This window comes from Mesorhizobium sp. M0601 (genome assembly GCF_040320845.1).
GTDB lineage: Bacteria > Pseudomonadota > Alphaproteobacteria > Rhizobiales > Rhizobiaceae > Mesorhizobium.
On record NZ_JAMYQK010000004.1, the window covers coordinates 110,353 to 134,681 of the forward strand.

Below are 24,329 nucleotides of genomic sequence, written 5' to 3' on the forward strand. Positions count from 1 at the left end.
TCCGGCTGGAGCATCGTGGACGTGACCGACCCGGCCAAGCCCGAGACGGTCAAGTTCGTGCCCTATCTCGGCACGAATACTTGGACTCTACAAATAGATTTGTCCGGCGACACGATGGTGACCGCCCTCGAAAAGCCCTTTGCTAATTTCGGCGGTGACCCCGACGCACCGTTCGGCGAAGGCGTTCTGATCTGGGATATCGCGGACCCCATCAATCCGAAACAACTCAGTCACTACCGCACCGGCGGAAACGGCACGCATCGCAACCTCTATCCCGGTGGACGTTATGTCCACCTTGCCGCCGGCATGCCGGGTTACAGGGGCAACATCTACGTCATCCTCGATATTTCGGATCGCTCGAATCCGCGCGAAGCCGGACGCTGGTGGGTGCCGGGCCAGCACGAGGCCGGCGGCGAGAGCTTTGCGGCTGCGAAGCCCGCCGCCGACCAGGAGACCGCCGATCGCTACCGGTTGCGACTGAAGCCGCAATGCATGTGCGGCGCCTTCTGCGCCAGCACGGGCGAGGATGTCTCGCTGCACGGCCCGCCTTATGTCACTGGCGATCTTGTCTATTTGCCTTATGGTGCGGCGGGAATCGTTGTGCTCGATATTAGCGATGTCTCCCAGCCGAGGCAGGTCGGCGGCCTGAGCTTCAGCCCTCCGTTTCACTCGCGCTTCGGTGTGCATAGCGTGCTGCCGATTCCAGAGCGCGGCATTGCCTTCGCCAATTCGGAGAACGTCACCTATGGACTTGGTCCGATGCATCACGCTTCGATCGTCGATATTTCCGATTCCAGTGAACCCTTTCTGCTGTCGCTGTTGCCCGAACCAGTGCCACCCGAAGGCGCTCCCTATTCGGATTTCACAACTCGTGGCGGCTGGCGCGGACCGCACAACATCAACCACCACCAGCATCATCCCGATGTCCAGAAACAAGGCGATCTGTTCTATATCGCGCACTTCAACGCCGGGCTCAGGGTCTATGACGTCTCGAATACTCGGCTTCCGCGCGAGGTCGGCTACTTCATCCCGCCGGAGCCAGTCCGACGCTACGGCCCTATGCCGGAAGACAAGCTGGTTGTTCAGACCGAGGACGTGGTCGTGGACCGGCGCGGCTTCATTTACATAACTGACAAGAACCAGGGGCTCTGGATTCTCCGCTACACCGGCCCGCGGCCGGAAACGGATCGAACGTGACGGTCACATTCACCCTGAATGAAGCCTTAGTCGGAGCGCGGAAGCGGAGGCAGTCATGATTTGCTGGGAAAGTTTCATGGCACCGCGGCATTATGAGCCGATACGGATTTTCCGACACGGACATCGATCGCCTTTTGTAAAGTCCGGCGCGATGCGAGATCAAAGCTTGATCACATACTCCTTGCGCGTCGTTTCAAGCACTTCCCAGCTTCCTCTAAAGCCCGGCCTGAGCACGAAACTGTCGCCTGCCCTGACGGTGCGCGCGTCGCCGCCGTCTTCGGCGATCACCGAAACCCCTGACAGGATGTGGCAGAACTCCCACTCATCATATTCGATGCGCCATTTGCCTGGCGTTGCTTCCCAGACGCCGGCATAGAGGCCGCCGTGCTGTTCCTCGACATTCCAGGTGCGGAATTTCGGATCGCCCGAAATCAGGCGATCCGGCGCTGGTGCGCCAAGTTCCGGTTCGACGGTGTCGACGCCGACGGAAAGAAATTTCGGCGTGGTCATGGCGATCAAACCTTGGCGAGAGCCTGTTCCAGATCGGCGACGATGTCGTTGACGTCCTCGATGCCGACCGAAAGCCTGACCGTGTCAGGCCCTGCCCCGGCGTTGATCTTCTGCTCGTCGGAAAGCTGGCGATGCGTGGTCGATGCCGGGTGGATGACCAGCGACTTGGTGTCGCCGACATTGGCCAGATGCGAGAACAGTTCGAGCGCCTCGACGAACTTGATGCCCGCCGCATAGCCGCCCTTCAGCCCGAAGGTGAACACCGCGCCGGCGCCAAGCGGCGAGTACTTCTTCTGCAACGCGTTGTTCTTGTCGCCGGGCAGGCCGGGATAGGAAACCCAGGCGACCTTGGGATGGTTGGAGAGCCATCCGGCGACCGCCGACGCATTGTCGCAGTGGCGCTGCATCCTGAGCGGCAAGGTTTCCAGACCGGTCAGGATCAGGAATGCATTGAACGGCGAAATCGCCGCGCCGATATCGCGCAGCCCGAGCACTCGGGCGGCAATGGCGAAAGCGAAATTGCCGAAGGTTTCGTGCAGGACGAGGCCGCCATATTCGGGGCGCGGCTCCGACAGCATCGGATACTTGCCCGACTTCGACCAATCGAACGTGCCGCCGTCGACAATAGCGCCGCCGATCGAATTGCCGTGACCGCCGATGAACTTGGTCAGCGAATGCACGACGATGTCGGCGCCATGCTCGATCGGCCGCAGCAGATAGGGCGAGGCCAGCGTGTTATCGACGATCAGCGGCAGGCCGTGCTTGCGGGCGATGTCGCCAATCTTCTCGATATCGACGAAGACGCCGCCAGGGTTAGCCAGGCTCTCGATGAAGATCGCCTTGGTCCTGTCGTCGATCTGGCTCTCGAAGGTCGAGATATCATTGGTGTCGGCCCAGCGCACCTGCCAGCCGAAATTCTTGAAGGCGTGGCCGAACTGGTTGATCGAGCCGCCGTAAAGCTTTGTCGCGGAAACGAAATTGTCGCCGGGCTGCATCAGATTGTGGAAGACCAGCACCTGCGCGGCATGGCCGGAGGCGACCGCAAGGCCTGCCGTGCCGCCTTCGAGTGCCGCGATGCGCTCTTCCAGCACCGCCTGCGTCGGGTTCATAATGCGGGTATAGATGTTGCCGAACGCCTTCAGCCCGAACAGCGAGGCGGCATGGTCGGCATCGTCGAAGACGAAGGAGGTGGTCTGGTAGATTGGAGTCGCTCGCGCGCCGGTCGCCGGATCCGGCTTGGCGCCGGCATGGACGGCGAGCGTGTTGAAACCGGGCGTGCGGGCCATCGAAAAACCTCCCTCAATGGTGAATGGTGAATGGTGAATGGTGAATGGTGAATGGTGAATGGTGAATGGTGAATGGTGAATGGCAAAGTCGGCCAGCCCCACCCTGATTGCAAGCGGCTCATATGCCGCCTTGCCCGCCTTCCAGAAAAATCTTTCTATTCACCATTCACTATTCACTACCTACTTCTGGCGAACGCCGAAACTCTGGAATCCCGGCCGCATCAGCGGCTTCTTCGACGACAAAACGCCGGAATTGACGCCGGTCCAGCCGATCTCGCCGGACAGCTTGCCATATTCGATCTTGGGGCAACGGTTCATCACCACCTTGATGCCGGCGGCCTCGGCGCGCGCGGCGGCCTCGTCATTGCGCACACCAAGCTGCATCCAGATGACCTTCGGCAGCGGATCGAGCCGCAACACCTCGTCGACGATGCCCGGCACGGCAGCGGAGCCGCGAAAGACGTCGACCATGTCGATTGGCTCTGGAACATCGGCCAGCCTGGCATAGGTCATCCGCCCGAGGATTTCCTTGCCGGCCTGGCCGGGATTGATCGGGAACACCGAAAACCCTTTGCCGAGCAGATATTTCAGCACGAAATAGCTCGGCCGCACGTCATTGGCCGATGCGCCGACCATGGCGATGGTCTTCACCGAATTGAGGATGCCGGCGATATAGGCGTTGTCGTAGGCGTCGTGGTTCATGCCTCGTCATACAGCGCTTCGGAGTGAGGTGCCAACAGCCGAGCAAGTGGCTTGCAATGGGCCAGGGAGAACGTCGTCAGCCCGGCAGCGAAATCGATCCGTCTTCCGCGATCGGAAAAGCCGGATTGTGCGCGACTTCCCAGACATGCCCGTCGGCATCGGCGAAATAGCCGTACCAGCCGCCCCAGAAGGCGCGCCCGGCCGGCTTGACGATCTTGCCGCCGGCCTTCTCAGCCGCCGCAAGCACTTCGTCGACCTCGGCGTCAGAGCGGGTGTTGTAGGCGAGGTAGACGGCCGACGGCGCCTTCGAGAAGCTGACGCCCGAATCCTCTTCGGCGCTTGGGCGCGGAAACAAGCCAAGAATGGCGCCGCCCATCTGGAAGAAGGCAACGCCGTCGGTGATCCCGGCATGGCGGGTCAGGCCCATCGCCTCATAGAAGCGCGTCGCACGGTCGAGATCGTCGGTGGCGATGGTGATGATGGAGATGCGCGGTTCCATATCCGCCTCCTATTCCTCCGGCCATTCCGGCTTGCGCTTGCCGATGAAGGCGCCAATGCCCTCTTCCGCATCGCGCGCCAGCATGTTCTCGACCATGACGCGCCCGGTGTAATCATAGGCCTCGGCCAGCCCCATTTCTGCCTGTTCGTAGAAGGCTTCCTTGCCGATCTTGACGACCAGAGAGGATTTGGACGCAATGGTTTGCGCGTATTTGGTGACAATCTGATTCAGATATTCGCGCGGCACGACGCGGTTGACCAAGCCGAATTCCTTGGCGGTTGCCGCATCGATCGTCTCGCCGGTCAAAAGCATCTCCATGGCGTGCTTGCGCGAGACGTTGCGCGACAGCGCCACCATCGGCGTCGAGCAGAACAGTCCGATATTGACGCCAGGCGTGCAGAAGGTCGCCTCGTGCGAGGCGATGGCGAGATCGCAGCTGGCAACCAGCTGCAATCCGGCCGCCGTCGCCAGGCCGTCGACTTCGGCGATCACCGGCTTAGGATGGCGAACGATCGCCTGCATCAGCGCGGCGCAGGCGGAAAACGTCTTTTCGAAGAAGCCCCTGCCGCGATCGGCGTCGGCGCGGTGCGCGCTCAACTCCTTGAGGTCGTGCCCGGCGCAGAACACCTTGCCGGTCGCCCCGAGGACGATGACGCGGACGGATTTGTCGGCCTTGGCGCGGTCGAGTTCCGCCGTCAGCGCCGCCATCACTGCAAGCGAAAGAGCATTGGCCGGCGGATTGGCGAGCGTCAGGCGCAGCGCGCCGTTGTCCAGCCTGGAGACGACCGGCCCTTCGGCAACGGCAGGCTTGATGGCGACGATTTCGGCCATAGGTCGTTCCTCCGCGATTCCGGATCGATGATGGACTAATCTAGTATGCCGTCTCGCTTCGTCCAACTCCCTCGTCCGCTTCTGCCATAATGAATGGGCTGTTGCCAGAAACGCCACGTCGCGTTCATACATGCAGGGCGCAAACCGGGAGACTGAAATGCCCGCCCACAGCAATCTCAAGCCGGTGCTGACGGCTGCCGAAATCAACGCGCTGATGGCGACCATTTTCCCGCAGCTCAACGACCAGTTCACCTTCTACGAGGCGTTGGAGGTGTTTCCAGGCGGCTGTGTCGTGCGCCTCAACGCCGACGAGCGCCATTTGCGTCCCGGCGGCACCGTGTCGGGTTCGGCGCTGTTCACGCTGGCCGACATAGGCGGCTATGTCTGCGTGCTCTCGCATGCCGGACCGGATGCGCTTTCGGTCACCACCAGTCTCAACATCAATTTCGTCCGCAAGGCCGAGAGTGGTCCTATCGACGGCCATTGCCGCATCCTCAAGCTCGGCAAGAGCCTGATGGTGTTCGATATCGACATCGTCGCCGGCCCGGAGGGACACACGGTAGCGCACGCAACGGGCACCTATTCGATCCCGCCAAAGCGGATTGATGGTGTGGTAAAATAATACCTTTCATCCAAGGCATTGTTTTTGCTGGATTTTGATAGCTCGCCGACATTTCATGCGCCTTGACGCGGTCGAACCCCTCCCCTATAAGCCCTCACGGAACAGCGGCCCGCAAAGGCCGCCGTTTTGTTATTGGCGGCGGGCAAGCGCCTTTCGCCAATCCAAGCAACAAGAAACGCCTTCTTTTGAAGGTCCGAACCGAAAGCAACAATCCATGGCAACCTTTTCGCAGAAGCCTGCGGATGTGGTGAAGAAGTGGCTGCTGATCGACGCCGAGGGTCTCGTCGTCGGCCGTCTCGCCACTGTCATCGCCAATCATCTTCGCGGCAAACACAAGCCCACCTTCACCCCGCACGTCGACGACGGCGACAACGTCATCGTCATCAATGCCGACAAGGTGGTGTTCACCGGCAAGAAGTTCACCGACAAGGTCTATTACTGGCACACCGGCCATCCCGGCGGCGTCAAGGAGCGCACCGCGCGCCAGCTGCTCGAGGGTCGTTTCCCCGAACGTGTCGTCGAGAAGGCCGTCGAACGCATGATCCCGCGTGGCCCGCTCGGCCGTCGCCAGATGAAGAACCTCCGCGTCTATGCAGGCACGGAACATCCGCATGTCGCCCAGCAGCCCGTCGTCCTCGACGTGGCCAAGCTGAACGCCAAGAACAAGAAGGTTTCGTAAGATGGCTGAGCTTTCCTCGCTCGCAGAACTCGGAGCTGCCACCGGCAATACCAACACCCAGCCGGCCGCACCCGTCCACGTCCAGAAACTCGATAAGTCGGGCCGCGCCTACGCCACCGGCAAGCGCAAGAACGCCATCGCCCGCGTCTGGGTGAAGCCCGGCTCCGGCAAGATCGTCGTCAACGACAAGGTGTTCGCCGAATATTTCGCGCGTCCGGTGCTGCAGATGATCCTCAACCAGCCGATCATCGCCGCCAATCGCGCCGGCCAGTACGACATCGTTGCCACCGTCATCGGCGGCGGCCTTTCCGGCCAGGCCGGTGCCGTGCGCCACGGCATCTCCAAGGCGCTGACCTATTACGAGCCGGCGCTGCGCGCCGTGCTCAAGAAGGGTGGCTTCCTGACCCGCGACAGCCGCGTCGTCGAGCGCAAGAAGTACGGCAAGGCGAAGGCCCGCCGGAGCTTCCAGTTCTCCAAGCGCTAAGCGCTGCGCAATTACACGCTATCGAAAGGCCGCCTCCGGGCGGCCTTTTCTTTTCATACAGGGGCATCACCCCACCCGCGCCTGCGGCGCGGTTCATGCCTGGCGCAGAGCTCAGGTCCGGCTGTCCTTGATGAAGTCAATGAACGCCCGCAACGGCGCCGGCACGAGGCGCCGTCCGGGATAGTAAAGGAACGGCCCGGAGAAGCTCTGCCACCAGGGTTCAAGCAGCGGTTCGAGCGCTCCGCTCTCGAAGTGAGGACGTAGCCAATCCTCGAACAGGCTGATGATGCCGGTGCCGGCGATGGCTGCATCGACTTTGAGGTCAGTCGCCCCGCCCAGGGTCACGAGAAGCGGCCCCGTCGGGTCGACCCGCACCACCTCGCCGTCGCGCTCGAATTCCCACGGCGGCATCGCACGGCTGGCAAAGCGGCCGCGCAGGCAGGCGTGGCCGAGCAGGTCGCGCGGGTGTTGCGGCCGGCCATGACGATCCAGGTAGGCCGGGCTGGCGGCGGTGGCGAAGCGCTGCACACGCGGTCCGATCGGCACAGCGATCATGTCCTGCTCCAGCCGCTCCTCATAGCGGATGCCGGCGTCGCACCCCGCCGCCAGCACATCGACGAAGCTCTCCTCCGAGATCACCTCCAACCGGATGCCCGGATAGGCGGCGAGAAAAGGCGGAACGATGCTGGGCAGTACCAGCCGCGCCGCGCTGACCGGCACATTGAGGCGCAACGTACCTGCCGGCCTGTCGCGAAAGCCGTTCACTACGTCGAGGGCCGACTCCACCTCGGTCAAGGCAGGACCGAGCCGCGCCAGCAGGCCTTCGCCGGCTTCCGTCAGGACAACGCTGCGGGTCGTCCGGTTGAGCAGCCTGACACCGAGCTGCGTCTCCAGGCGCCGCACCGCCTCGCTCAAGCCGGACGCACTGCCGCCGCTGGCGCGTGCCGCATCCCGAAAACCTTTGGCGCGCGCTACGGCCACGAAGGCGTTCAGGTCCCCGAGATCAATCTGCATTGTTCGTCATTCCGCACAGCCCGTGCGAATTGTACCCAATTATCATGAGATCGGACAGCGTCTATCTGTGCACCGTTCCTGAAGGAGAAAGACCATGTCCAGCGTCGACCAGTCCGGCACATTCATCCTCGGCGACCGCCCAGTGAGGCGGCTCGGCTACGGCGCCATGCAGCTCGCAGGGCCAGGCGTCTTCGGCCCACCAAAGGACCACGACGCGGCATTGGCCGTACTGCGCGAAGCCGTTGCACAAGGCGTCAACCACATCGACACCAGCGACTTCTATGGCCCGCACGTGACCAACCTGTTGATCCGCGAAGCGCTCGCACCCTATCCCGACGGCCTCGTTATCGTCACCAAGATCGGTGCCCGACGCGGCACGGATGGCTCATGGCTGCCGGCCTTCTCGGCGGAAGAGCTGACACAGGCGGTGCAAGACAATCTGCACAATCTCGGACTCGACGTGCTGGAGGTGGTCAACCTTCGGGTCATGTTCGACGCGCATGGCCCCGCCGAAGGGTCGATCGAGGCGCCGCTTGCGACGCTTGCCGAGCTCCAGCGACAGGGCCTCGTGCGCCACATCGGGCTGAGCAACGTCACCGCCGCACAGATCGCCGAAGGCCGCAGGATGTGCAGGATCGTCTGCGTGCAGAACCAGTACAATCTGGCGCATCGGGGCGATGATGCCTTGATCAACGATCTCGCCCGCGACGGCACCGCCTATGTGCCGTTCTTCCCGCTTGGCGGCTTCAACCCGTTGCAGTCGTCGACCTTGTCCAAGGTCGCCGCACGCCTCGGCGCCACGCCCATGCAGGTCGCGCTCGCCTGGCTGCTTCGCCGCGCGCCCAACATTCTTCTGATTCCCGGCACGTCTTCCGTCGCGCATCTCAGGGAGAACCTCGCCGCTGCCGACCTCGAACTGTCGGACGATGTCATCAAGGAGCTGGATGGTGTGGCAATGGCGGCCTGCGGGTAGATTGCCGAAGGCAGTGATGAGCCAATCTCCCCCAAGTGGGTTCCCTTGCGGGGGAGATTGCCGGCAGGACAGCGAAGGCGCGCGACCTTGCACGCGGAACCGCCGAGGCGCTGAAGGATCGTCGCATTTTTCTGCCACTACGCCACATTTTGTTCTTGCTTTGTGCCGGCAGCTATGCTACTAATTTGGGTATGGTGCTAATTGGCTCCAACGACCCGCCCCACAGAGGCGGGTTTTCTGTTTCTGGGTTCCTTCGAAAGTTTGGCGCTGCCGGCCTGGGGTCGGCGGGACAGCGCCCTTCTGCCCTGCCGGGCATCGTCACCACAAGAGGGAGATCCAATTCTCGCCGCGCCGGTCTAGTTGATGCTGGCCGTGTTGGCCGGCTCGGCCGGGCGCTTCTCACCGGCATAGGGCACGCGAAAACCGTTCGCCGCCAGCCAACTGATGGCGGCCTTCGGTTCGTCGGTCTGGATGATGGTGGCGCCGCGCTCGACCCAGAAGCCATAAGTCTCGCGCGGCAGGCTGGCCGCAACCGCCAGCTCGTCGCCGCGACCGCCGGCGAGGAAGCCTCCCGGCTTGTTGACGATGGCATAGGTGTCGGCCCAGATGTGCCAGTCGCCCCTCACCGCCAGCGCGCGCATGCGCGGGCTGAACAGCGGGCCGCCGGTCTCGGTCAGTGTCTCTGATCCCATGCGCCAGTTGATCATCTCGACCGCGCGCATCGGGAAGGCCCGGCCCACTTTCTCGGCAAACATGGCGTCGCGAACCGCGTCATCGGCGATAATCGGCATGAACTGGAAGCCGCTGCCGATCGCGTCCATGGCGGCCTTGACACTGGCAATCCGCTCCGCATTCCACAGGTTCTCCTTGACGATCACCTGTTCGGCCATGCCGAGGTCGCGCGCAACCGCGACCATGCCGACGAGGCTTTCGGTGTCGAGCTTGTTGTCGAGATTGATGAGGATCCTGTCCCTGGTCGTCATCAACATCTCGCGCAACGTCGAGACCGTCTCGCCCGTAACGGCGCCGGTGCCTTCGATCACCAAACGGCACGTCTTGAGTTCGGCCATCGTGCGGTTGACCACCTCACCCTTGCAATTCGTCGTGCGGTCGAGCCAACTGTCATGCATGACGACGAACTGTCCGTCCTTCGAGCGCCTGATATCGACCTCGACGATTTCGGCGCCCATTGCGATCGACGCCTCGGCGGCGGCGATCGAATTTTCGGGATAGAGCGTCTTGCCGGATTGCATGCCGCCGGCGCGGTGCGCGGCCACTATCACATGGTCGCGCCATTGGTTGGCGTGCTCGAAGCGGTCGAGAATCTGCCTGGCGCGCGTTTCGCCTGCCGATGCCTGGCCAAGGGAGAGCGCCAGCGCCGCGGCAAGCAGAAGGCTCAGCCAAATCGTTCGCATGAGACAGGTCGTTCGCACGAGAATCGCTCCGTACCGGGATCGCACCCCGGTTAAGCGATGCCCGTGACAAGCAGGTGAACGAAGCCGGCTTGCAAAATGCCGGAAAATCAGGTCAGCGCCGGCCGAAGCAGTCTTCGGCGGCTACTTTCGGTTGCTTGCCAGGCAATCTCCTGGCGAGCCTGCCGGGTTCGCCTGGCGAGCAAGGATTTGTGACCGGATCGAATGGCCATGATCCTCCGCAGGGGTCGCAATTCTGAGAATTATGTCCAATAAGGGTGCGCGTCGACGCACAGGAGATCGCTTCATGCCGCCAAGGACCATCGATCATGCCTTCACCACCCGCTCCAGGACGGGTGCGTCGTTCGAGCCGACCTATGCCGGCGCCCTGTCGTTCATGCGGCGCAAATATTCGAAGGACGTGAAGGACGCCGATGCGGTGGTGTGGGGCATTCCCTTCGACGCTGCGGTCACCAATCGGCCGGGCGCCCGTTTCGGACCGCAGGCAATCCGCCGCGCCTCGGCCATCCTCGACAACGACCCGCAATATCCGTTTTCGCGCGATCTGTTCGAACAGCTTGCCGTGGTCGATTATGGCGACTGCCTGCTCGACAGCGGCAATCACCAGAAGACGCCTGCCACGATCGAACGCGAAGCGGCCAAGATCCTGAAATCCGGCGCCTTTCTGCTGTCACTCGGTGGCGATCACTTCGTCACCTGGCCGCTGCTCAAGGCGCATGCCGCCATCCATGGCCCGCTGGCTCTGGTGCAGTTCGACGCACACCAGGACACCTGGCCCGACGACGGCAAGCGCATCGATCACGGCTCCTTCGTCGGCCGTGCAGTCAAGGAGGGCATCATCGACCCCGACCGGTCGATCCAGATCGGCATCCGCACCCATGCGCCCGACACGTTCGGTATCAAGATCCTGTACGGCCATGAAGTGGAGGAAATGCGTGCGTCCGACATCGCCTATGCCATCGTCGACCGTACGGGCGGCAAGAAGACCTATGTCACTTTCGACATCGATTGCCTGGACCCGGCTTTTGCGCCCGGCACCGGAACGCCGGTCGCGGGAGGCCCGTCTTCGGCAAAGATCCTGTCGGTGCTGCGCCAGATCAACCAGCTCGATATCGTCGGCGCCGACGTCGTCGAGGTTGCGCCAGCCTATGATCACGCCGATATAACGGCGATTGCCGGCTCGATGGTGGCCATGCACTATCTCGGGCTGCTGGCGGAACGAAAGGCCCGGCTCGAGGAAATGAACCAAGGCAATCACAGCGTTGCCGGATTGAATCAGGCGAGCGGCATATAGCTTTGAGATAACAGGAATTTTGGCACGCAATGAAACCGAAAATCTTCATCGACGGCGAGCACGGCACCACCGGTCTGCAGATAAGGGCGCTGCTTGCCGAGCGCGGCGACCTGGAAATCATCTCCATCCCGACCGAGCGCCGCAAGGAAACGGCAGCGCGCGCCGAGTTCCTCAATGCCGCCGATGTCGCGATTCTCTGCCTACCGGACGCGGCCGCCAAGGAAAGCGTTTCGCTGATCGCCAATGACACCACCAAAGTGATCGACGCCTCGACGGCGCATCGTGTCGCCGATGGGTGGGAATATGGTTTCGCCGAAATGGACAAGGACCAGGCGAAGAAGATCGCTTCGGCGAAGCGCGTCGCCAATCCTGGCTGCTGGCCGCAAGGACCAATCGCGACGCTGCGGCCGCTGGTTGCGGCGGGGCTGCTGCCGGCCGATTTTCCGGTCACCGTCAACGGCATTTCCGGCTATTCCGGCGGCGGCCGGCCTATGATCGAGGATTATGTCGCCAAGGGCGAGGATGCGCCGGAATTCCTGCCCTACGGACTGACGCTGCAGCACAAGCACGTGCCGGAACTCAGGACCTATGCCAGGCTTTCGCACGATCCGATCATGCAGCCGGCAGTCGGCAATTTCGCGCAAGGCATGATCACGGTGGTGCCGCTGCAACTCGGCGGCCTCGACCATGTGCCGACCGGCGCCGAGCTTCACGCGGCGATCGCCGATCATTTCGCTTCCATCGATGGCGGCGTGGTCGAGGTGGCGCCGTATCTGCATCAGGAACGCATGCCCGACATCGATCCGGAGATCTACAACGGCACCAACCGGATGAAGCTCTATGTCTTTGCCAATGATAACAGGGCGCAGGCGCTGCTGCTTGCCGTCTACGACAATCTCGGCAAGGGCGCCTCGGGCGCTGCCGTGCAGAACATGGATCTGATGCTCGGCCTCTGAATGGATGCGCCAGCATTTCCGAAGCGCTGGAAGGTCGGCGCGCCCGAACTCATCGCCGAAACGTTCAGCAGCCGCATCTGGAAGGTTGATCGCGAAGACGGCTCACCGGCAATCGTCAAGGATCTAAAGCCTTTCGACGATGTCGAGGACGAGTTGCGCGGCGAGCATTTCCTCGCCTGGCGACGCGGCGAAGGCGCGGTGCGGCTGCTGGGTCGCGATGGCCACCGGATGCTGCTCGAGTATGCCGGCGAAACCTCGCTGTCACAGATGATTGCGGATCAGGGCGACAATGCCGCCACCGCGATCGCGGCGGAGGTAATGGCCAAGCTGTTCTCGCCGTCGAAGCACCCTGCCCCGCCGGACCTTCAGCCGTTGCGGATCCGGTTTTCCAGCCTGTTCAAAAAGGCGAAGGCCGATCGCGCCGCCGGCGAAAAGAGCCTGTATGTCGAAGCTGCCGAAATCGCGGAACGGCTGTTGTCCAATCCGCACGACGTGCGGCCGCTGCATGGCGACCTGCATCACGACAACATCATGCACGGTCCGCGCGGCTGGCTGGCGATCGATCCAAAGGGCGTTCTCGGCGACCCCGGCTTCGATGCCGCCAATGTGTTCTACAACCCACTCGACCGAGACGGTCTTTGCACCGATCCGCGGCGGATCGCGCATATGGCGCATGTCTTTGCCGCAACGCTCGGCCAGCCGCCGCCCGCGATACTGGACCACGCCATCGCCTATGGCTGCCTGTCGGCTGCATGGCACCATGAAGATCGCAATGCGGTCGACGAAAACCGCGAGCTGGCGATTGCCGCGCAATCCGGCGGGTGCGGCTCAGCCTCTGAGAGCGATCTCGTGGGGCAGCGGGTAAGCGCCCTTGGTACCGCGCCAATGCGCGGCGGCGAAGCCCAGCAGAACCAGCGCGAATGCCTGATGCGTCAGGGCCATGTGCAGAGGCACCTGCATCAATAGCGTGCCGATGCCGATCGACGCCTGCACCACGACAATCAGGAACAGCAGCGTCGCGCGCCGGGCATGCGTCGTGCCCGGCAGGCGCCGGCGTGTCGCAATCATGTGCCAGAGCGCGACCGCGAAGATCGTGTAGGCGCCGACGCGGTGGACGAATTGCACCGTCTTCGGGTTTTCGAAGAAATTGCGCCATGCCGGCTCGAGCAGCAGCAGGTCGCCGGGGACCAGCTTGCCGTCCATCAGCGGCCAGGTGTTGTAGCTCAAGCCGGCGTCTAGCCCTGCGACCAGCCCGCCGAGATAGATCTGGACCAGCGCCAGCAGCACCAGGTAGCCGGCCAGACGTTGCGTCGAGCGGTCGGCGGCAGGTTCCGAGTGCGGCGCCAGCCCACGCGCGACCACCATGGTCGCCGTGAAGATCAGCGCCGCCAGCGTCAGATGCGTCGCCAGCCGATATTGGCTGACCGAAACCCGTTCAACCAACCCGGACGCCACCATCCACCAGCCTATTGCGCCCTGCAGAGCGCCGAGAAGGAGGATGCCCGACAACTTCGTGCCGAGGCCCCGCTCGATGCGGCGCGTCGCCCAGAAGAACAGCAGCGGCAGGGCGAAGACCACGCCGACACTACGCGCCAGGATGCGGTGCACCCATTCCCACCAGAAGATCGATTTGAACCCCTCGATGCTCATGCCGTTGTTGAGTTCGGCATATTGCGGGGTCTGCTGGTAGCGCAGGAACTCCTCCTGCCACTCGGCATCATTGAGCGGCGGGATGACGCCGTGTATCGGCTGCCATTCGGTGATCGACAGGCCGGAATTGGTGAGCCTTGTAGCGCCGCCGACCAGTACCAGCGCAAACAGCACCAGGAGCACGACATAGAGCCAACCGCGTACCAGCGCGCGGTTGCGAAGGTCGCGATCGCGGGCGGCGAAAGGCGCGGCATCGGATATGGCAGCAGCCATGGATTTGTCCCGGCAGTTGAAGTCGCGGATTGGTGAACCATCGCAACCCGGCTTGCAAGACCGGACAGCGCGGCACGCCGTCGCGCCGTTTCTGGCGGGTTGCGCGTATTGGCTGTTCGGCCTAAGCGATAGCGATCAACGAGATCGCGCCATGCCCATTCGCCTGAAAAAGCTGATCGGAAGCTTCCTGCTGGTAGTGCTGGTCATAGTCTATGCGCTGGTCGCCTCGATTGTGGCGGTCGCCCAATTGTCGCAGTCCGGGCCGCTGGCGCACTTCATCTTCTTCCTGCTCAGCGGGCTTTTGTGGGTGCTGCCGGCGATGGGCATCATCAAATGGCTGATCCTGGAGCCGCGGCCGAAGGGGCGAGGCAACAGTTAGATCGTCACCACCGTCTTGCCGGCATTGGCCAGCGGCGTCGTCACGCCCGACAACATTGTTCGGATGTGGGCGACGCTCTGGTAGCGGCCATTGACCGAAATGCGCGGCAGGGCGTGCAGGAAGCCGGCATGCTCGGCGCGGAGTATGCCGTGGCGGGTCGTCACCGCCGAGGCGTAGCCGGCATCGCGGGCTAGGCCTACTTCGCGGCGGCCGACGGCACTGGCATAACCGTAGGGATAGGCGAAATGGCGCGGTTCCTCGCCGAGTTTGGCCTGCAATATGCGCTTGACGTCGCCGATCTCATGTCGCGCATCGCTCTCGGAAAGCCGCTTCAGATTGCAGTGATTGACGCTATGTGCGCCGATCGCCACCAGCGGGTGCCCGGCCATGGTGCGGATCTCGTCCCAGTTCATCAGCGTGCTCGGGCGCGGACCACCCAACTCGATGCCGTTCGAGCGCGCCAGATCCCGCAACACCGCACGCTGGTCCTGCTCGCGCACCTTCAGCGTCAGATGAGCGTGCAGGCGCGCATTGGCCTGGACCTTTTTTCCCGGACTCGAGCAGTCGATTGTCACCGGGCCATCCGGCGTCGTCAGCGTCAGGCGATCGCGCGCATTGACGATGTCCTCGACCACGTCCCACCACAAATCGGCAGCGCCGTCGATCAGCCCCGGCGCGACGTAGATGGTGATCGGCGCGCCGTGCTTCTCCAGCACCGGCAGCGCCTCGGTCATGTTGTCTCGATAGGCGTCGTCGGCGGTGATCGTCGCAAACTGGCCGTCCTTGTCGCCGGCCTTGATGCGCTCGATCGCCTCGTCAAGCGTGACGAAACTGTAGCCGTTCGCCTTCATGTCGGCGATCACGGTGTCGAGAAACCCAGGCGCGATGTTCAAATGGCGGTTGACACCGTTCGGCTTCTCCGGTGTCGCGGTTACCCGATGCAGCATCAGGATGGCGCCAAGGCCGCCGATAAACGGCTTGGCCAGCGGCGCGAGACCGGAATAGCGGGCGAGATTGAGCGCCAGTTTGCGGATTGCCTCGCCCCCGTCGATCATTCATTCACCTTTTGCGCCTAAGCTCATTAAGCATGGAATGCGCCTGCGCGGACCCCCAATCGCGACGAATACGCCCCAAGGATTGAGGTATGGTTGACGCCACCGCGTCATTTGACGGCAATCGGCTGGCAAGCAGCGAGGCGTCGCCGTATGCCTTGCCGGCCGGCAAAGCCGGCCTGTCAACCTCAGTCGCCGATAGTGCGGCGTTGGCGGCGTACGCAGAATTCTGCCATTCGGCGCTTTTTGCCCCTGCGCAAAGCGCCGGCTGGATCCTGAACTGGGCCGCACATACCGGCGCCGACGTTGTCGTTGCGACGCTGCGCGCCGAGGACAGGCCGGTTTTCTCACTGGCGCTGGAGGTCACTCGCAGTGGAGCGTTCCGCGTCGCCCGGTTCATGGGCGGCCGCCATGCAAACGGCAATTTTGCCGCCGCCGACCCGCAATGGCTGGCGAATGCCGATAGCGCGGCGATCCGCTCGATGCTGGCTGCGATTGCCAAGGCGCGGCGCGACATCGATCTTGTTGCGCTGGAGCGGTTGCTGCCCGATCTCGACGGCGTTGCCAACCCGCTCTCCGCCTTGCCGCATTTTTCGAGCCCCAATCTGTCGCTGGCCGCCGGTCTTGTGGGAGGATTTGACGCACTGCTCACCCGCGTGAGCGGCAAGCGCAGGCGCAAGAAGCATCGCTCGCAGGCGCGCAAGTTCGAGGCCGTTGGCAGCTATCGTCGCATCGAGGCGAGAACTGCGGACGAGGTGCACATGCTGCTCGATGCCTTTTTCGAGATGAAGGAATTCCGCTTCCGCAAGATGGGCATCGCCAATGTTTTCGGTGAGGCGGAGGTGCGCGCTTTTTTCCGCTCGCTGTTTGCCGACGCGCTTCAAGAGGAAGATCCGTCCTTCGTCCTGCATGGGCTGGAAGTCGCCGGCAAACTTCGTGCAGTCACCGGGTCGAGCCGTTCGGGCAAGCGGCTGATCTGCGAGTTCGGGGCGATTGCCGAGGACGACCTCGCACACACCAGCCCGGGCGACTTCCTGTTCTTCGAGAACATCCAGGAAGCCTGCGAGGCGGGTTTCGAAATCTATGATTTCTCGGTCGGCGACGAACCCTACAAGCGATTGTGGTGCGATATCGAAACGCAGCATTTCGAGGTGCTGGTTCCGCTGACGCCGAAAGGTCGTGCGCTGGCGCTTGCGCTCAGGCACGGCGCAAGCCTGAAGGCATTCATCAAGCACAGCCCAATGGTCTGGAAGCTGACCAAGCTGCTGCGCCGTAAAGCCGTGGGGCGGACAGCACCGGCCGCAGGCGAAGACGACAGCTGATTTCGATTTGAGAGAAAACTGCCTCAGGCGGCCGAGCGCCGTCCCGGCATTGGGCCCGGCGCCACATGGCCGATGGGCGTGACCAGCGTCAGGTCGGGATAGCCACTCTCGATGAGCGCGACCGCGGCCTGCGTCACCTCGTCGTCCGGTTCAAGCATGGAGAGCAAAACCTCGGTCCCCTCGCCCACCAGGCGGCTGATGCCTTGCGCGTCGGCCGGTCCGCATTCGACCACGACCAAATCATAGGCGGTGGTCAGCGACTGCATGATGATCGGCAGCCGGTCGGCGGCGCGCATGGCGCGGACCGGATCGGCTGTGCCGACGGGAATAACGTGGCAGTCCGAATAGAGATCGGGGTGGATCACATCGCTGAACTGCGCTTGCGAGGCGAGCAGATCGGTGATGCCCGGAAACAGCCCGCTGTCCAGCATCGGCCGCGAGGCAGCACCCGAAGCGGTGAGATCAAGCAGCAGCACGCGTAGCCCGGCGTCGGAGACTGCGCGCGCCACCAGCACTGCCGAGGCAGCCGCCTCGTCGCCTTCCGGCGACACGAATATGGCGCGGGCGGCACCGGTGGCGATCAGTTTTTCCGCGGCCTTGTCGATGTCGACCTCGCCGAGGATAGAACGTGCCGGTTCAATGTCTCCAGCAGCCATTTCAGAGTACTCCGGTTCGATTTTCTCGGCAGCCGCTTCCGCCACCGCGACGGGTTCCGACTCCACTTTGCTTTCAATGATATTGTCGTCGTCGGCCTCATCGATCTCAACGACTGCCGGTTCGGACCGGCCAACCGACGGGTCGGGCTCGGCCATCACGCGTTCGGCCTGGACAGCCGGCATCGCAACCTGCTCGATGCGCTCGAAATGGGCACCGGCGGCCGGACGCATGGCGCGGCCGGAAAACAGTTCCTGCAGCAGCGTGACGATCGCCATGATGAGCAACGAGCCGACAAAGGCCGCACTGACAATCGGACCAATCTTGGGGAAATAAGGTTCGGCCGGCACCTGGGCCTCCGAAAATACGCGAGCGTCGACGGGCAGATAGTTGCGATCCTTGCGTGCGGCCGCCTGGAGATAGCTGGATGAATAGAGATCGAGCTGCTGACGCTTGGTCGCGGCATCACGCTGCAGCGCATCGAGTTCCACCTGCTCTTCGCCGGCGCGGGCGGACGCCGCCTTCAGCGTGTTGACGTCTGCCACGAGTTGAGCCTCTCGCGCCTTCGCCGTCTCGGCCTGCGCCATCAGACCTTTCATGATCTTTTCCGCTTCGTTGCGGATCTGGCGGTCGAGATCCGCGAGCTGCGACTTCAGCGCGCGGATGCGCGGATGGTTGTCGAGCAAGGTGGTGGAAAGGTCGGCGATGTTGTTCTTGAGTTCGACTTGCCGCTCGCGCAGGCGCTGGATCAGTTCGGAAGACAACACCTCCGGAACGGCATCCAGCGAGCCGCCATTGCGCAACGCCCTGCGCACGCTGTCAGCGGTCGCTTCCGCCGAAGCGCGATTGGCGCGCACGCGTGACAGTTCGCTCGACAATTCGGACAGCTGCTGGGTGGCAAGCACCGAATTGTTGCCGCCCATCAAAAGATCGGACTGCGCACGGAATGCGGCAACCTTGGCTTCCGCCTCCTTCACCCGGTTCTGCAGATCCGCGATTTCCGGCGCCAGAAAGTCGGTGGCGGCGGAATTCGATTCGAGCTTGGCATTGCCCTTGGAGGCGATATAGGCGTTTGCAATGGCGTTCGGGATCGCGGCGGCAAGCTTTGGATCCTCTGACGAGAACTCGATTGCGATCGCGCGGGTTTTTTCAACGCCATAGACGTTGAGCTTCTCATGCATTGCGTCCAGCACGCGCTCTTCCAGCGGAATCTCGAACGGATCGCTTTTCAAGCCAACAAGGACAAGGGCGCGGCTCAGCGCCGACATCTTCAGCGCCTCGTCGAATTCGGGCAATTTCGCCAGGTTGAGCTTCGCCGCCACCTGCTTGAGGATGTCGGGGGACGAGATGATCTGGACCTCGGTGGCCACAGCCTCTCCGTCGGGAATCGACCGCTCGTTGCCGTTGGCCCCGGCTGGCCGCGTGAACTCCGATTCTCGAGGCCCGATCTCCAGCTTGGCTGCCGCCTTGTATTCGGGCGTTGCAAGCCAGGCGAGCGCAAAGGCCAGACCGGTTACAACCAGTGCGACGACAAGGATGCGCAGCCAGTTTCGCGCCAGGCCGGCGAAAAGCTGCCTGAGATCGACGTCGACATCTGCGGCCGCGGATTGAACGGACATGCATCCCTGCTCCGGTACTGAGTCAGCATGCACCGTAAACAACTATGGTAACTCAGCCGTTAATATCGCGGTAAGAACCTGTCAGGCTCTATTAACAAGCCGCAAACAAGAGGCTGAAAACCATCTGCATTCGTCGATCCGGCCCGCATCGGCCGCGCGCCTTTACCGGCCATTAACCCTAACAGGATGATAATCGAGCTCGATCGTTAAGGTTTGCCGCAGAGTCGCCGGCTATTCAAAGGTACGTGTCCGCTCATGAAAAGCACTGCTCCCCTTTTCCGCGCGCTGCTTGCCGTATCGATGCTTTCGGGCTGCTCCAGCTACCGGCCGACGCCGGCCGCATTCCATGAAGTTCTCGACCAGCCCTATCGCCTCGGCGCCGGCGACCGCGTCCGCGTAACCGTGTTCGAGCAGGAAGGACTGACCAATACCTACAGCGTCGACCAGTCCGGCTATCTCTCGCTGCCGCTCGTCGGCAACGTGCCGGCGCGCGGCCACACCGCCCAACAGCTTGAAAGCGAGATCGCCGAGAAACTGCGCCAGGGTTATTTGCGGGATCCCGATGTTTCGGTAGAAATCGATCGCTACCGGCCGATCTTCGTCATGGGTGAAGTGGGTGCGGCGGGGCAGTATTCCTACGTTCCAGGCCTGACCGTGCAGAAAGCCGTCGCCATCGCCGGCGGGTTCACGCCACGCGCCAACCAGGAAAGCGTCGACATTACCCGCGACATCAACGGCAAGGTGATAACCGGACGCGTGGTGATCTCCGACCCGCTGCTGCCCGGCGATACAGTCTATGTTCGCGAACGCCTGTTTTGATGTGCTGACAAAGTGGCGGACACACTCAGGATCGTCCACTGCTTTCGCTCACCGGTCGGAGGCATCTTCCGGCATGTGCGCGACCTGACCGAGGCTCAGGTCGCCGCCGGCCATGCCGTCGGCATCGTCTGCGATTCGACGACGGGCGGCGATTTCGAGGAACGGCTGTTCGAACAGATGAAAGGCAGCCTGGCACTCGGCATTCACCGCACCCCGATGCAGCGGCATGTCGGGCCAGGCGATCTCGCCTCGGCCCGGCGCACCTACAGGATCATAAAAGAATTGCGGCCGGACGTGCTGCACGGGCATGGCGCCAAAGGTGGCGCCTATGCCCGTCTGTTCGGCTCATTGTTGCGGGTATCCAGGTCGCGCGTAGCCCGCCTTTATTCGCCGCATGGCGGCTCGCTTCACTATGACGAGACCACCGCCATGGGGAAGTTGTTCTTCGCGCTCGAGCGCTTCATGGCTCGCTTCACCGATTGCCTGCTGTTTGTTTCCGATTATGAGCGGCGGACCTATCGCAGGAAGGTCGGCGAGCCGCCCATTCCGAACGCTCTCGTCCACAACGGCCTGCGCGCCGCCGAGTTCGAGCCGGTGCGGACCGAGCACAATGCGGTTGACCTCCTCTATATCGGCATGATGCGAGACCTCAAAGGCCCGGACATCTTCATCGATGCGCTGGGGCTAGCCGCGACACGACTCGGCCGCCCATTGAAAGCGCTGATGGTCGGCGACGGCGACGACCTGCCGCGCTATCGCGCCCAGGTAGATCAGCTCGGCCTCGAGGTCAGCTTCCTGGCGCCGATGCCGGCCAGGCTCGCCTTCAGGCTGGCCGAACTGGTCGTCGTTCCCTCGCGCGCGGAAGCCATGCCCTATATAGTTCTGGAAGCGCTCGCCGCCGGCAAGCCGATCATCGCGACGGCGGTCGGCGGCATACCGGAAATCTTCGACACCGGCTCACCTGTCCTGATCCGGCCCGACCCGCGCGAACTTGGCGACAAGATAAGCGCCGCATTGGCCGATCTCGACACCTACAAAGGCCTGATGCCCGGCCTCGCCGACCTCAAGGCACGCTTCGGCGCCGATGTAATGGCCGCCGAAATCGAAAAGGCCTATTTCGCCGCGCTCAAAAAATAGAACAACGGGTTTCCACCGGGCTGCTCCTGGTGAAAGCGTCTCCAAAGCCATCCGTTGTTTCAAGGGTTTCTTAGCTCTCTTTTGCTATTCACCTGAGGGAAACCTGCGGACGCCCCATGAACGAAATCGACCCAGCGCGCCGTTTTTCGCTAGACGCGGTGCGCAAATTCGACGCCCCTGCCGAGAACAATACGGCCGGCGGCATGAACGATGTTGCCCGCCAGGTCGCCTCGCAATACCGGCGCGATACGATGTCGCCGATCATGGTGAGCGGCGTCCTGCGCATGGTGGAATTCGCGCTGCTGTTGGTCTCAGGTCTTGCCGTCTATTTCTATTATGTCGGCTTTTTCAACTATCTTGCCTGGCAATACTCACTGACGATCGCCGCCACTTCGTTCCTCGCGGTCGTTCTGTTCGACGTCACCGACCGCTACCAGATCGTCGCGCTGATGCGGCCGATCGCCAATTTCGGCCGTCTCCTGCTGGTCTGGGCCGGAACATTCGCCTTGATGGCGCTCACCGCCTTCACCATGAAAATGTCGGAAGACTATTCGCGCCTGCTCTTCGGCACATGGTTCGTCGTCGGTTTCGTGCTGATCCTGGGTCTCCGCCTGGTGATGTCGAAGCTGATCCGGCGCTGGGCGCGCGACGGGCGGATGGAGCGCCGGGCCGTCATCGTCGGCGGCGGCAAGGCGGCGGAGGTATTGATCCGCTCGGTCGAAAGGCAGCCCTACAACGACATCCGCATCTGCGGCATCTTCGACGACCGCGGCGACAAGCGGTCGCCGCCGGTTGTCGCCGGTTATCCCAAGCTCGGCACAATTTCCGAACTCATCGAATTTGCCCGCATCGCGCGCATCGACATGCTGATCGTATCGCTGCCGCTGACCGCCGAATCGCGCGTGCTGCAGTTATTGAAGAAGCTGTGGGTGCTGCCGGTCGACATCCGGCTATCGGCGCATTCGAACGCTCTGCAGTTCAGGCCGCGCGCCTATTCCTACATCGGCTCGGTGCCGATGCTCGATATCTTCGACAAGCCGATCAACGACTGGGATTCGGTCGCCAAGCGCGCCTTCGACATTGTCTTTTCGATCATCGGCATCATCGTGTTCTCGCCGGTGATGCTGGCGACCGCAATCGCGATCAAACTCGACAGCAAGGGGCCGGTGCTGTTCCATCAGAAGCGGCACGGCTTCAACAACGAGATCATCGACGTCTACAAGTTCCGTTCGATGTATACCGACAAGGCGGACCCGACGGCCAAACAGACCGTGACCAAGAACGATCCGCGCGTCACCCGCGTCGGCCGCTTTATCCGCAAGACCTCGATCGACGAACTGCCGCAGTTTTTCAATTCGCTGTTCGGTTCGCTGTCGCTGGTCGGGCCGCGCCCGCACGCCATTGCCGCGCAGTCGCACAACCTCCTCTACAATGAAGTGGTCGACGGCTATTTCGCCCGCCACAAGGTCAAACCCGGTGTGACCGGCTGGGCGCAGATCAATGGCTGGCGCGGCGAGATGGACACCAACGAGAAGATTCGCATGCGGACGGAATACGACCTCTATTACATCGAGAACTGGTCGCTCTTGTTCGATCTCAGAATCCTGTTCCTGACGCCGATCCGCCTGCTCAATACGGAAAACGCGTATTGAGCGCGACGGCCTATGAATTGCCGGCTGCGGCGGTCAACGCCAAGCTGATTGCATTGATTGCGTCGGGGGCGGTTTTCCTCGGTGTTTTCCTGTCGGGCTTCGTCATCGATGAACCGGCGCCATACGACCTCTATATGGTCGGGCTGATCGTGGTGTGGCCCTTGTTCGGCCTGCGCATACAACGCGCGGCGGTGCCGCTGCTGGTGCTGCTGGTGATCATGAACATCGGCGGCATGATCTCGATGACGCAGATGTCGGACCTCGCCGGCACGCCGCTCTATCTCGCCGTCTCGCTGTTCCTGGCCTTAACCGCGGTTTTTTTCGCTTCGGTAACGGCGGTCCGGCCCAGTCTCTACCGGGTGATCTTCGTCGCCTATGTGGTATCGGCAGTGCTGACTTCGCTGGTCGGCATAGCCGGCTATTTCCATGCCTTTCCAGGAGCCGAGATCTTCACCAAATATGACCGTGCCGCCGGCGCCTTCCAGGACCCGAACGTGTTCGGTCCGTTCCTGGTGCTGCCGGGCATCTACCTGCTCTATCTGCTGCTTACCGGCTCGGTCGCGCGCATGCCTCTATTGGCTATGCCGTTGCTGATCATCACCGCCGGCATCTTCTTTTCCTTTTCGCGCGGCGCCTGGGGCATGTTCGCCGTTTCGGCGATCCTTTTGACCGGTGCCTTGTTCCTGCAGAGCGCCAGCGGCAAGTTCAGGCTGCGCGTCGTCGTCATGACCGTCGCCGCCGTCGGACTGCTGATCATCGCAATGATCGTCATCCTGCAACTGCCAGGCGTCGCCGAGATGTTCTCGAACCGCGCACAGCTCGAACAAAGCTACGACACCGCCCGGCTCGGCCGCTTCGCCCGCTATACGATCGGCTTTCAGATGGCACTGGAGCATCCTTTCGGCATCGGCCCGCTCGTCTTCGGCAAGATCTTCGGCGAGGACACGCACGACATCTGGCTGAAGATGCTGATGGATTACGGCTGGCTCGGCTTCGTGTCGTTCCTGACGCTGACGTGCTGGACGATCGCCGCCGGCTTCCGCATTCTGCTGCGCGACCGGCCGTGGCAGCCTTATCTTCTATGCGCCTACGTCGCCTTCATCGGCAATATCGGGCTCGGCACCTTCATCGACATCGACCACTGGCGCCATGTCTACCTGCTGCTCGGCTTGATCTGGGGTGCCATCGCGCTCGAATACCGCCACCAGTGGCAGCTGCGGGCGACGCAGCGACCGGCAATCCCCGTCGCGGTTGCTTCAGGCAAGACAGCAACCGAATTCGGTTGACCGGAC

Annotated in this window: 23 protein-coding genes and 1 pseudogene; 14 read left to right on the top strand and 10 right to left on the bottom strand. The window is 62.6% G+C overall.

Translation table 11 applies throughout. From position 1 onward, the window contains the following. The first annotated feature begins 57 nt into the window (after positions 1-57). Complete coding sequence (locus NKI41_RS06270) at positions 58-1,197, top strand: LVIVD repeat-containing protein (protein WP_352682004.1); 1,140 nt, start codon at positions 58-60, stop codon at positions 1,195-1,197. Between the two features lie 159 nt (positions 1,198-1,356). On the opposite strand, the gene NKI41_RS06275 is transcribed toward NKI41_RS06270, so the two are convergent. The 5 genes from NKI41_RS06275 to NKI41_RS06295 form a co-directional block, all read right to left on the bottom strand. Beyond that, positions 1,357-1,707, bottom strand: coding sequence for a cupin domain-containing protein (locus NKI41_RS06275; RefSeq protein ID WP_352682007.1), 351 nt, complete (start codon positions 1,705-1,707; stop codon positions 1,357-1,359). A gap of 5 nt (positions 1,708-1,712) precedes the next feature. Continuing rightward, complete coding sequence (locus NKI41_RS06280) at positions 1,713-2,993, bottom strand: O-acetylhomoserine aminocarboxypropyltransferase (protein ID WP_352501542.1); 1,281 nt, start codon at positions 2,991-2,993, stop codon at positions 1,713-1,715. 180 nt (positions 2,994-3,173) lie between these two features. After that, the gene (locus NKI41_RS06285; RefSeq protein WP_352682009.1) at positions 3,174-3,695 is read right to left on the bottom strand and encodes a CoA-binding protein; all 522 of its coding nucleotides are present in this window, start codon (positions 3,693-3,695) and stop codon (positions 3,174-3,176) included. Positions 3,696-3,771: 76 nt separating this feature from the next. After that, positions 3,772-4,194 carry a VOC family protein gene (locus tag NKI41_RS06290; RefSeq protein WP_352449340.1) on the bottom strand — a complete coding sequence of 141 codons (423 nt, stop codon included), beginning with the start codon at positions 4,192-4,194 and terminating at the stop codon, positions 3,772-3,774. Between the two features lie 9 nt (positions 4,195-4,203). After that, a complete protein-coding gene (locus NKI41_RS06295) occupies positions 4,204-5,025 on the bottom strand; it encodes an enoyl-CoA hydratase (protein ID WP_352682011.1) in 822 nt (273 codons plus the stop codon). A gap of 157 nt (positions 5,026-5,182) precedes the next feature. Between NKI41_RS06295 and NKI41_RS06300 the strand changes: the two genes are divergently transcribed. The 3 genes from NKI41_RS06300 (at position 5,183) to rpsI (ending at position 6,810) form a co-directional block, all read left to right on the top strand. Continuing rightward, positions 5,183-5,647 carry a PaaI family thioesterase gene (locus NKI41_RS06300; RefSeq protein ID WP_352682013.1) on the top strand — a complete coding sequence of 155 codons (465 nt, stop codon included), beginning with the start codon at positions 5,183-5,185 and terminating at the stop codon, positions 5,645-5,647. Positions 5,648-5,861: 214 nt separating this feature from the next. Continuing rightward, positions 5,862-6,326: a 50S ribosomal protein L13 gene (gene rplM, locus NKI41_RS06305; RefSeq protein WP_352682015.1), complete on the top strand. Its 465-nt coding sequence runs from the start codon at positions 5,862-5,864 to the stop codon at positions 6,324-6,326. Between the two features lies 1 nt (position 6,327). Then, positions 6,328-6,810, top strand: coding sequence for a 30S ribosomal protein S9 (gene rpsI, locus NKI41_RS06310; protein ID WP_023674644.1), 483 nt, complete (start codon positions 6,328-6,330; stop codon positions 6,808-6,810). Between the two features lie 111 nt (positions 6,811-6,921). Here the strand turns inward: rpsI and NKI41_RS06315 are convergent, their stop codons facing one another. After that, complete coding sequence (locus NKI41_RS06315; protein ID WP_352682017.1) at positions 6,922-7,824, bottom strand: LysR family transcriptional regulator; 903 nt, start codon at positions 7,822-7,824, stop codon at positions 6,922-6,924. 94 nt (positions 7,825-7,918) lie between these two features. Here NKI41_RS06315 and NKI41_RS06320 point away from each other — a divergent pair, with 94 nt between their 5' ends. Further along, entirely contained in the window at positions 7,919-8,797 is an 879-nt protein-coding gene (locus NKI41_RS06320; RefSeq protein WP_352682019.1) for an aldo/keto reductase family oxidoreductase, read from the top strand. Between the two features lie 356 nt (positions 8,798-9,153). Here the strand turns inward: NKI41_RS06320 and NKI41_RS06325 are convergent, their stop codons facing one another. Next, the gene (locus NKI41_RS06325) at positions 9,154-10,212 is read right to left on the bottom strand and encodes a glycerophosphodiester phosphodiesterase family protein (RefSeq protein ID WP_352682021.1); all 1,059 of its coding nucleotides are present in this window, start codon (positions 10,210-10,212) and stop codon (positions 9,154-9,156) included. A 304-nt stretch (positions 10,213-10,516) separates the two neighbouring features. Between NKI41_RS06325 and speB the strand changes: the two genes are divergently transcribed. From speB to NKI41_RS06340, 3 genes and pseudogenes are all read left to right on the top strand, one after another. Then, entirely contained in the window at positions 10,517-11,524 is a 1,008-nt protein-coding gene (gene speB / locus NKI41_RS06330) for an agmatinase (protein WP_352471982.1), read from the top strand. A gap of 29 nt (positions 11,525-11,553) precedes the next feature. Continuing rightward, a complete protein-coding gene (gene argC / locus NKI41_RS06335) occupies positions 11,554-12,480 on the top strand; it encodes an N-acetyl-gamma-glutamyl-phosphate reductase (protein ID WP_352501535.1) in 927 nt (308 codons plus the stop codon). Next, positions 12,481-13,290 (top strand): annotated as a pseudogene (locus NKI41_RS06340) (aminoglycoside phosphotransferase family protein); the annotation flags it as partial. It lies immediately after the preceding gene. 18 nt (positions 13,291-13,308) lie between these two features. Here the strand turns inward: NKI41_RS06340 and NKI41_RS06345 are convergent. Further along, positions 13,309-14,403: a COX15/CtaA family protein gene (locus NKI41_RS06345; RefSeq protein ID WP_352682023.1), complete on the bottom strand. Its 1,095-nt coding sequence runs from the start codon at positions 14,401-14,403 to the stop codon at positions 13,309-13,311. 151 nt (positions 14,404-14,554) lie between these two features. Between NKI41_RS06345 and NKI41_RS06350 the strand changes: the two genes are divergently transcribed. After that, positions 14,555-14,782, top strand: coding sequence for a DUF2842 domain-containing protein (locus NKI41_RS06350; protein ID WP_023674629.1), 228 nt, complete (start codon positions 14,555-14,557; stop codon positions 14,780-14,782). Here the strand turns inward: NKI41_RS06350 and NKI41_RS06355 are convergent. Beyond that, positions 14,779-15,837: a polysaccharide deacetylase family protein gene (locus NKI41_RS06355; protein WP_352471988.1), complete on the bottom strand. Its 1,059-nt coding sequence runs from the start codon at positions 15,835-15,837 to the stop codon at positions 14,779-14,781. The two genes, NKI41_RS06350 and NKI41_RS06355, sit on opposite strands and share 4 nt — an antisense overlap. Before the next feature lie 89 nt (positions 15,838-15,926). Here NKI41_RS06355 and NKI41_RS06360 point away from each other — a divergent pair, with 89 nt between their 5' ends. Then, entirely contained in the window at positions 15,927-17,156 is a 1,230-nt protein-coding gene (locus NKI41_RS06360) for a GNAT family N-acetyltransferase (RefSeq protein ID WP_352682025.1), read from the top strand. 23 nt (positions 17,157-17,179) lie between these two features. Here the strand turns inward: NKI41_RS06360 and NKI41_RS06365 are convergent, their stop codons facing one another. Further along, positions 17,180-19,429, bottom strand: a complete 2,250-nt coding sequence (locus tag NKI41_RS06365; RefSeq protein ID WP_352682027.1) for a GumC family protein — start codon at positions 19,427-19,429, stop codon at positions 17,180-17,182. Between the two features lie 255 nt (positions 19,430-19,684). On the opposite strand from NKI41_RS06365, the gene NKI41_RS06370 reads away from it, so the two are divergent. The 4 genes from NKI41_RS06370 to NKI41_RS06385 all read left to right on the top strand — a co-directional run bounded on the left by NKI41_RS06370 (position 19,685) and on the right by NKI41_RS06385 (position 24,323). Next, entirely contained in the window at positions 19,685-20,248 is a 564-nt protein-coding gene (locus NKI41_RS06370) for a polysaccharide biosynthesis/export family protein (protein ID WP_352682029.1), read from the top strand. 12 nt (positions 20,249-20,260) lie between these two features. Next, positions 20,261-21,385, top strand: a complete 1,125-nt coding sequence (locus tag NKI41_RS06375; protein ID WP_352501530.1) for a glycosyltransferase family 4 protein — start codon at positions 20,261-20,263, stop codon at positions 21,383-21,385. A gap of 116 nt (positions 21,386-21,501) precedes the next feature. Next, positions 21,502-23,037 carry an undecaprenyl-phosphate glucose phosphotransferase gene (locus NKI41_RS06380; RefSeq protein WP_352471993.1) on the top strand — a complete coding sequence of 512 codons (1,536 nt, stop codon included), beginning with the start codon at positions 21,502-21,504 and terminating at the stop codon, positions 23,035-23,037. Then, complete coding sequence (locus NKI41_RS06385; protein WP_352682031.1) at positions 23,034-24,323, top strand: O-antigen ligase family protein; 1,290 nt, start codon at positions 23,034-23,036, stop codon at positions 24,321-24,323. The genes NKI41_RS06380 and NKI41_RS06385 overlap by 4 nt, the downstream gene beginning before the upstream one ends. Positions 24,324-24,329 lie beyond the last annotated feature (6 nt).

Coding starts and splice junctions, on each gene's coding strand:
- NKI41_RS06275 (WP_352682007.1), bottom strand. CDS start 1,707: ATGACCACGCCGAAATTTCTTTCCGTCGGCGTCGACACCGTCGAACCG.
- NKI41_RS06280 (WP_352501542.1), bottom strand. CDS start 2,993: ATGGCCCGCACGCCCGGTTTCAACACGCTCGCCGTCCATGCCGGCGCC.
- NKI41_RS06285 (WP_352682009.1), bottom strand. CDS start 3,695: ATGAACCACGACGCCTACGACAACGCCTATATCGCCGGCATCCTCAAT.
- NKI41_RS06290 (WP_352449340.1), bottom strand. CDS start 4,194: ATGGAACCGCGCATCTCCATCATCACCATCGCCACCGACGATCTCGAC.
- NKI41_RS06295 (WP_352682011.1), bottom strand. CDS start 5,025: ATGGCCGAAATCGTCGCCATCAAGCCTGCCGTTGCCGAAGGGCCGGTC.
- NKI41_RS06300 (WP_352682013.1), top strand. CDS start 5,183: ATGCCCGCCCACAGCAATCTCAAGCCGGTGCTGACGGCTGCCGAAATC.
- rplM (WP_352682015.1), top strand. CDS start 5,862: ATGGCAACCTTTTCGCAGAAGCCTGCGGATGTGGTGAAGAAGTGGCTG.
- rpsI (WP_023674644.1), top strand. CDS start 6,328: ATGGCTGAGCTTTCCTCGCTCGCAGAACTCGGAGCTGCCACCGGCAAT.
- NKI41_RS06315 (WP_352682017.1), bottom strand. CDS start 7,824: ATGCAGATTGATCTCGGGGACCTGAACGCCTTCGTGGCCGTAGCGCGC.
- NKI41_RS06320 (WP_352682019.1), top strand. CDS start 7,919: ATGTCCAGCGTCGACCAGTCCGGCACATTCATCCTCGGCGACCGCCCA.
- NKI41_RS06325 (WP_352682021.1), bottom strand. CDS start 10,212: ATGCGAACGATTTGGCTGAGCCTTCTGCTTGCCGCGGCGCTGGCGCTC.
- speB (WP_352471982.1), top strand. CDS start 10,517: ATGCCGCCAAGGACCATCGATCATGCCTTCACCACCCGCTCCAGGACG.
- argC (WP_352501535.1), top strand. CDS start 11,554: ATGAAACCGAAAATCTTCATCGACGGCGAGCACGGCACCACCGGTCTG.
- NKI41_RS06345 (WP_352682023.1), bottom strand. CDS start 14,403: ATGGCTGCTGCCATATCCGATGCCGCGCCTTTCGCCGCCCGCGATCGC.
- NKI41_RS06350 (WP_023674629.1), top strand. CDS start 14,555: ATGCCCATTCGCCTGAAAAAGCTGATCGGAAGCTTCCTGCTGGTAGTG.
- NKI41_RS06355 (WP_352471988.1), bottom strand. CDS start 15,837: ATGATCGACGGGGGCGAGGCAATCCGCAAACTGGCGCTCAATCTCGCC.
- NKI41_RS06360 (WP_352682025.1), top strand. CDS start 15,927: ATGGTTGACGCCACCGCGTCATTTGACGGCAATCGGCTGGCAAGCAGC.
- NKI41_RS06365 (WP_352682027.1), bottom strand. CDS start 19,429: ATGTCCGTTCAATCCGCGGCCGCAGATGTCGACGTCGATCTCAGGCAG.
- NKI41_RS06370 (WP_352682029.1), top strand. CDS start 19,685: ATGAAAAGCACTGCTCCCCTTTTCCGCGCGCTGCTTGCCGTATCGATG.
- NKI41_RS06380 (WP_352471993.1), top strand. CDS start 21,502: ATGAACGAAATCGACCCAGCGCGCCGTTTTTCGCTAGACGCGGTGCGC.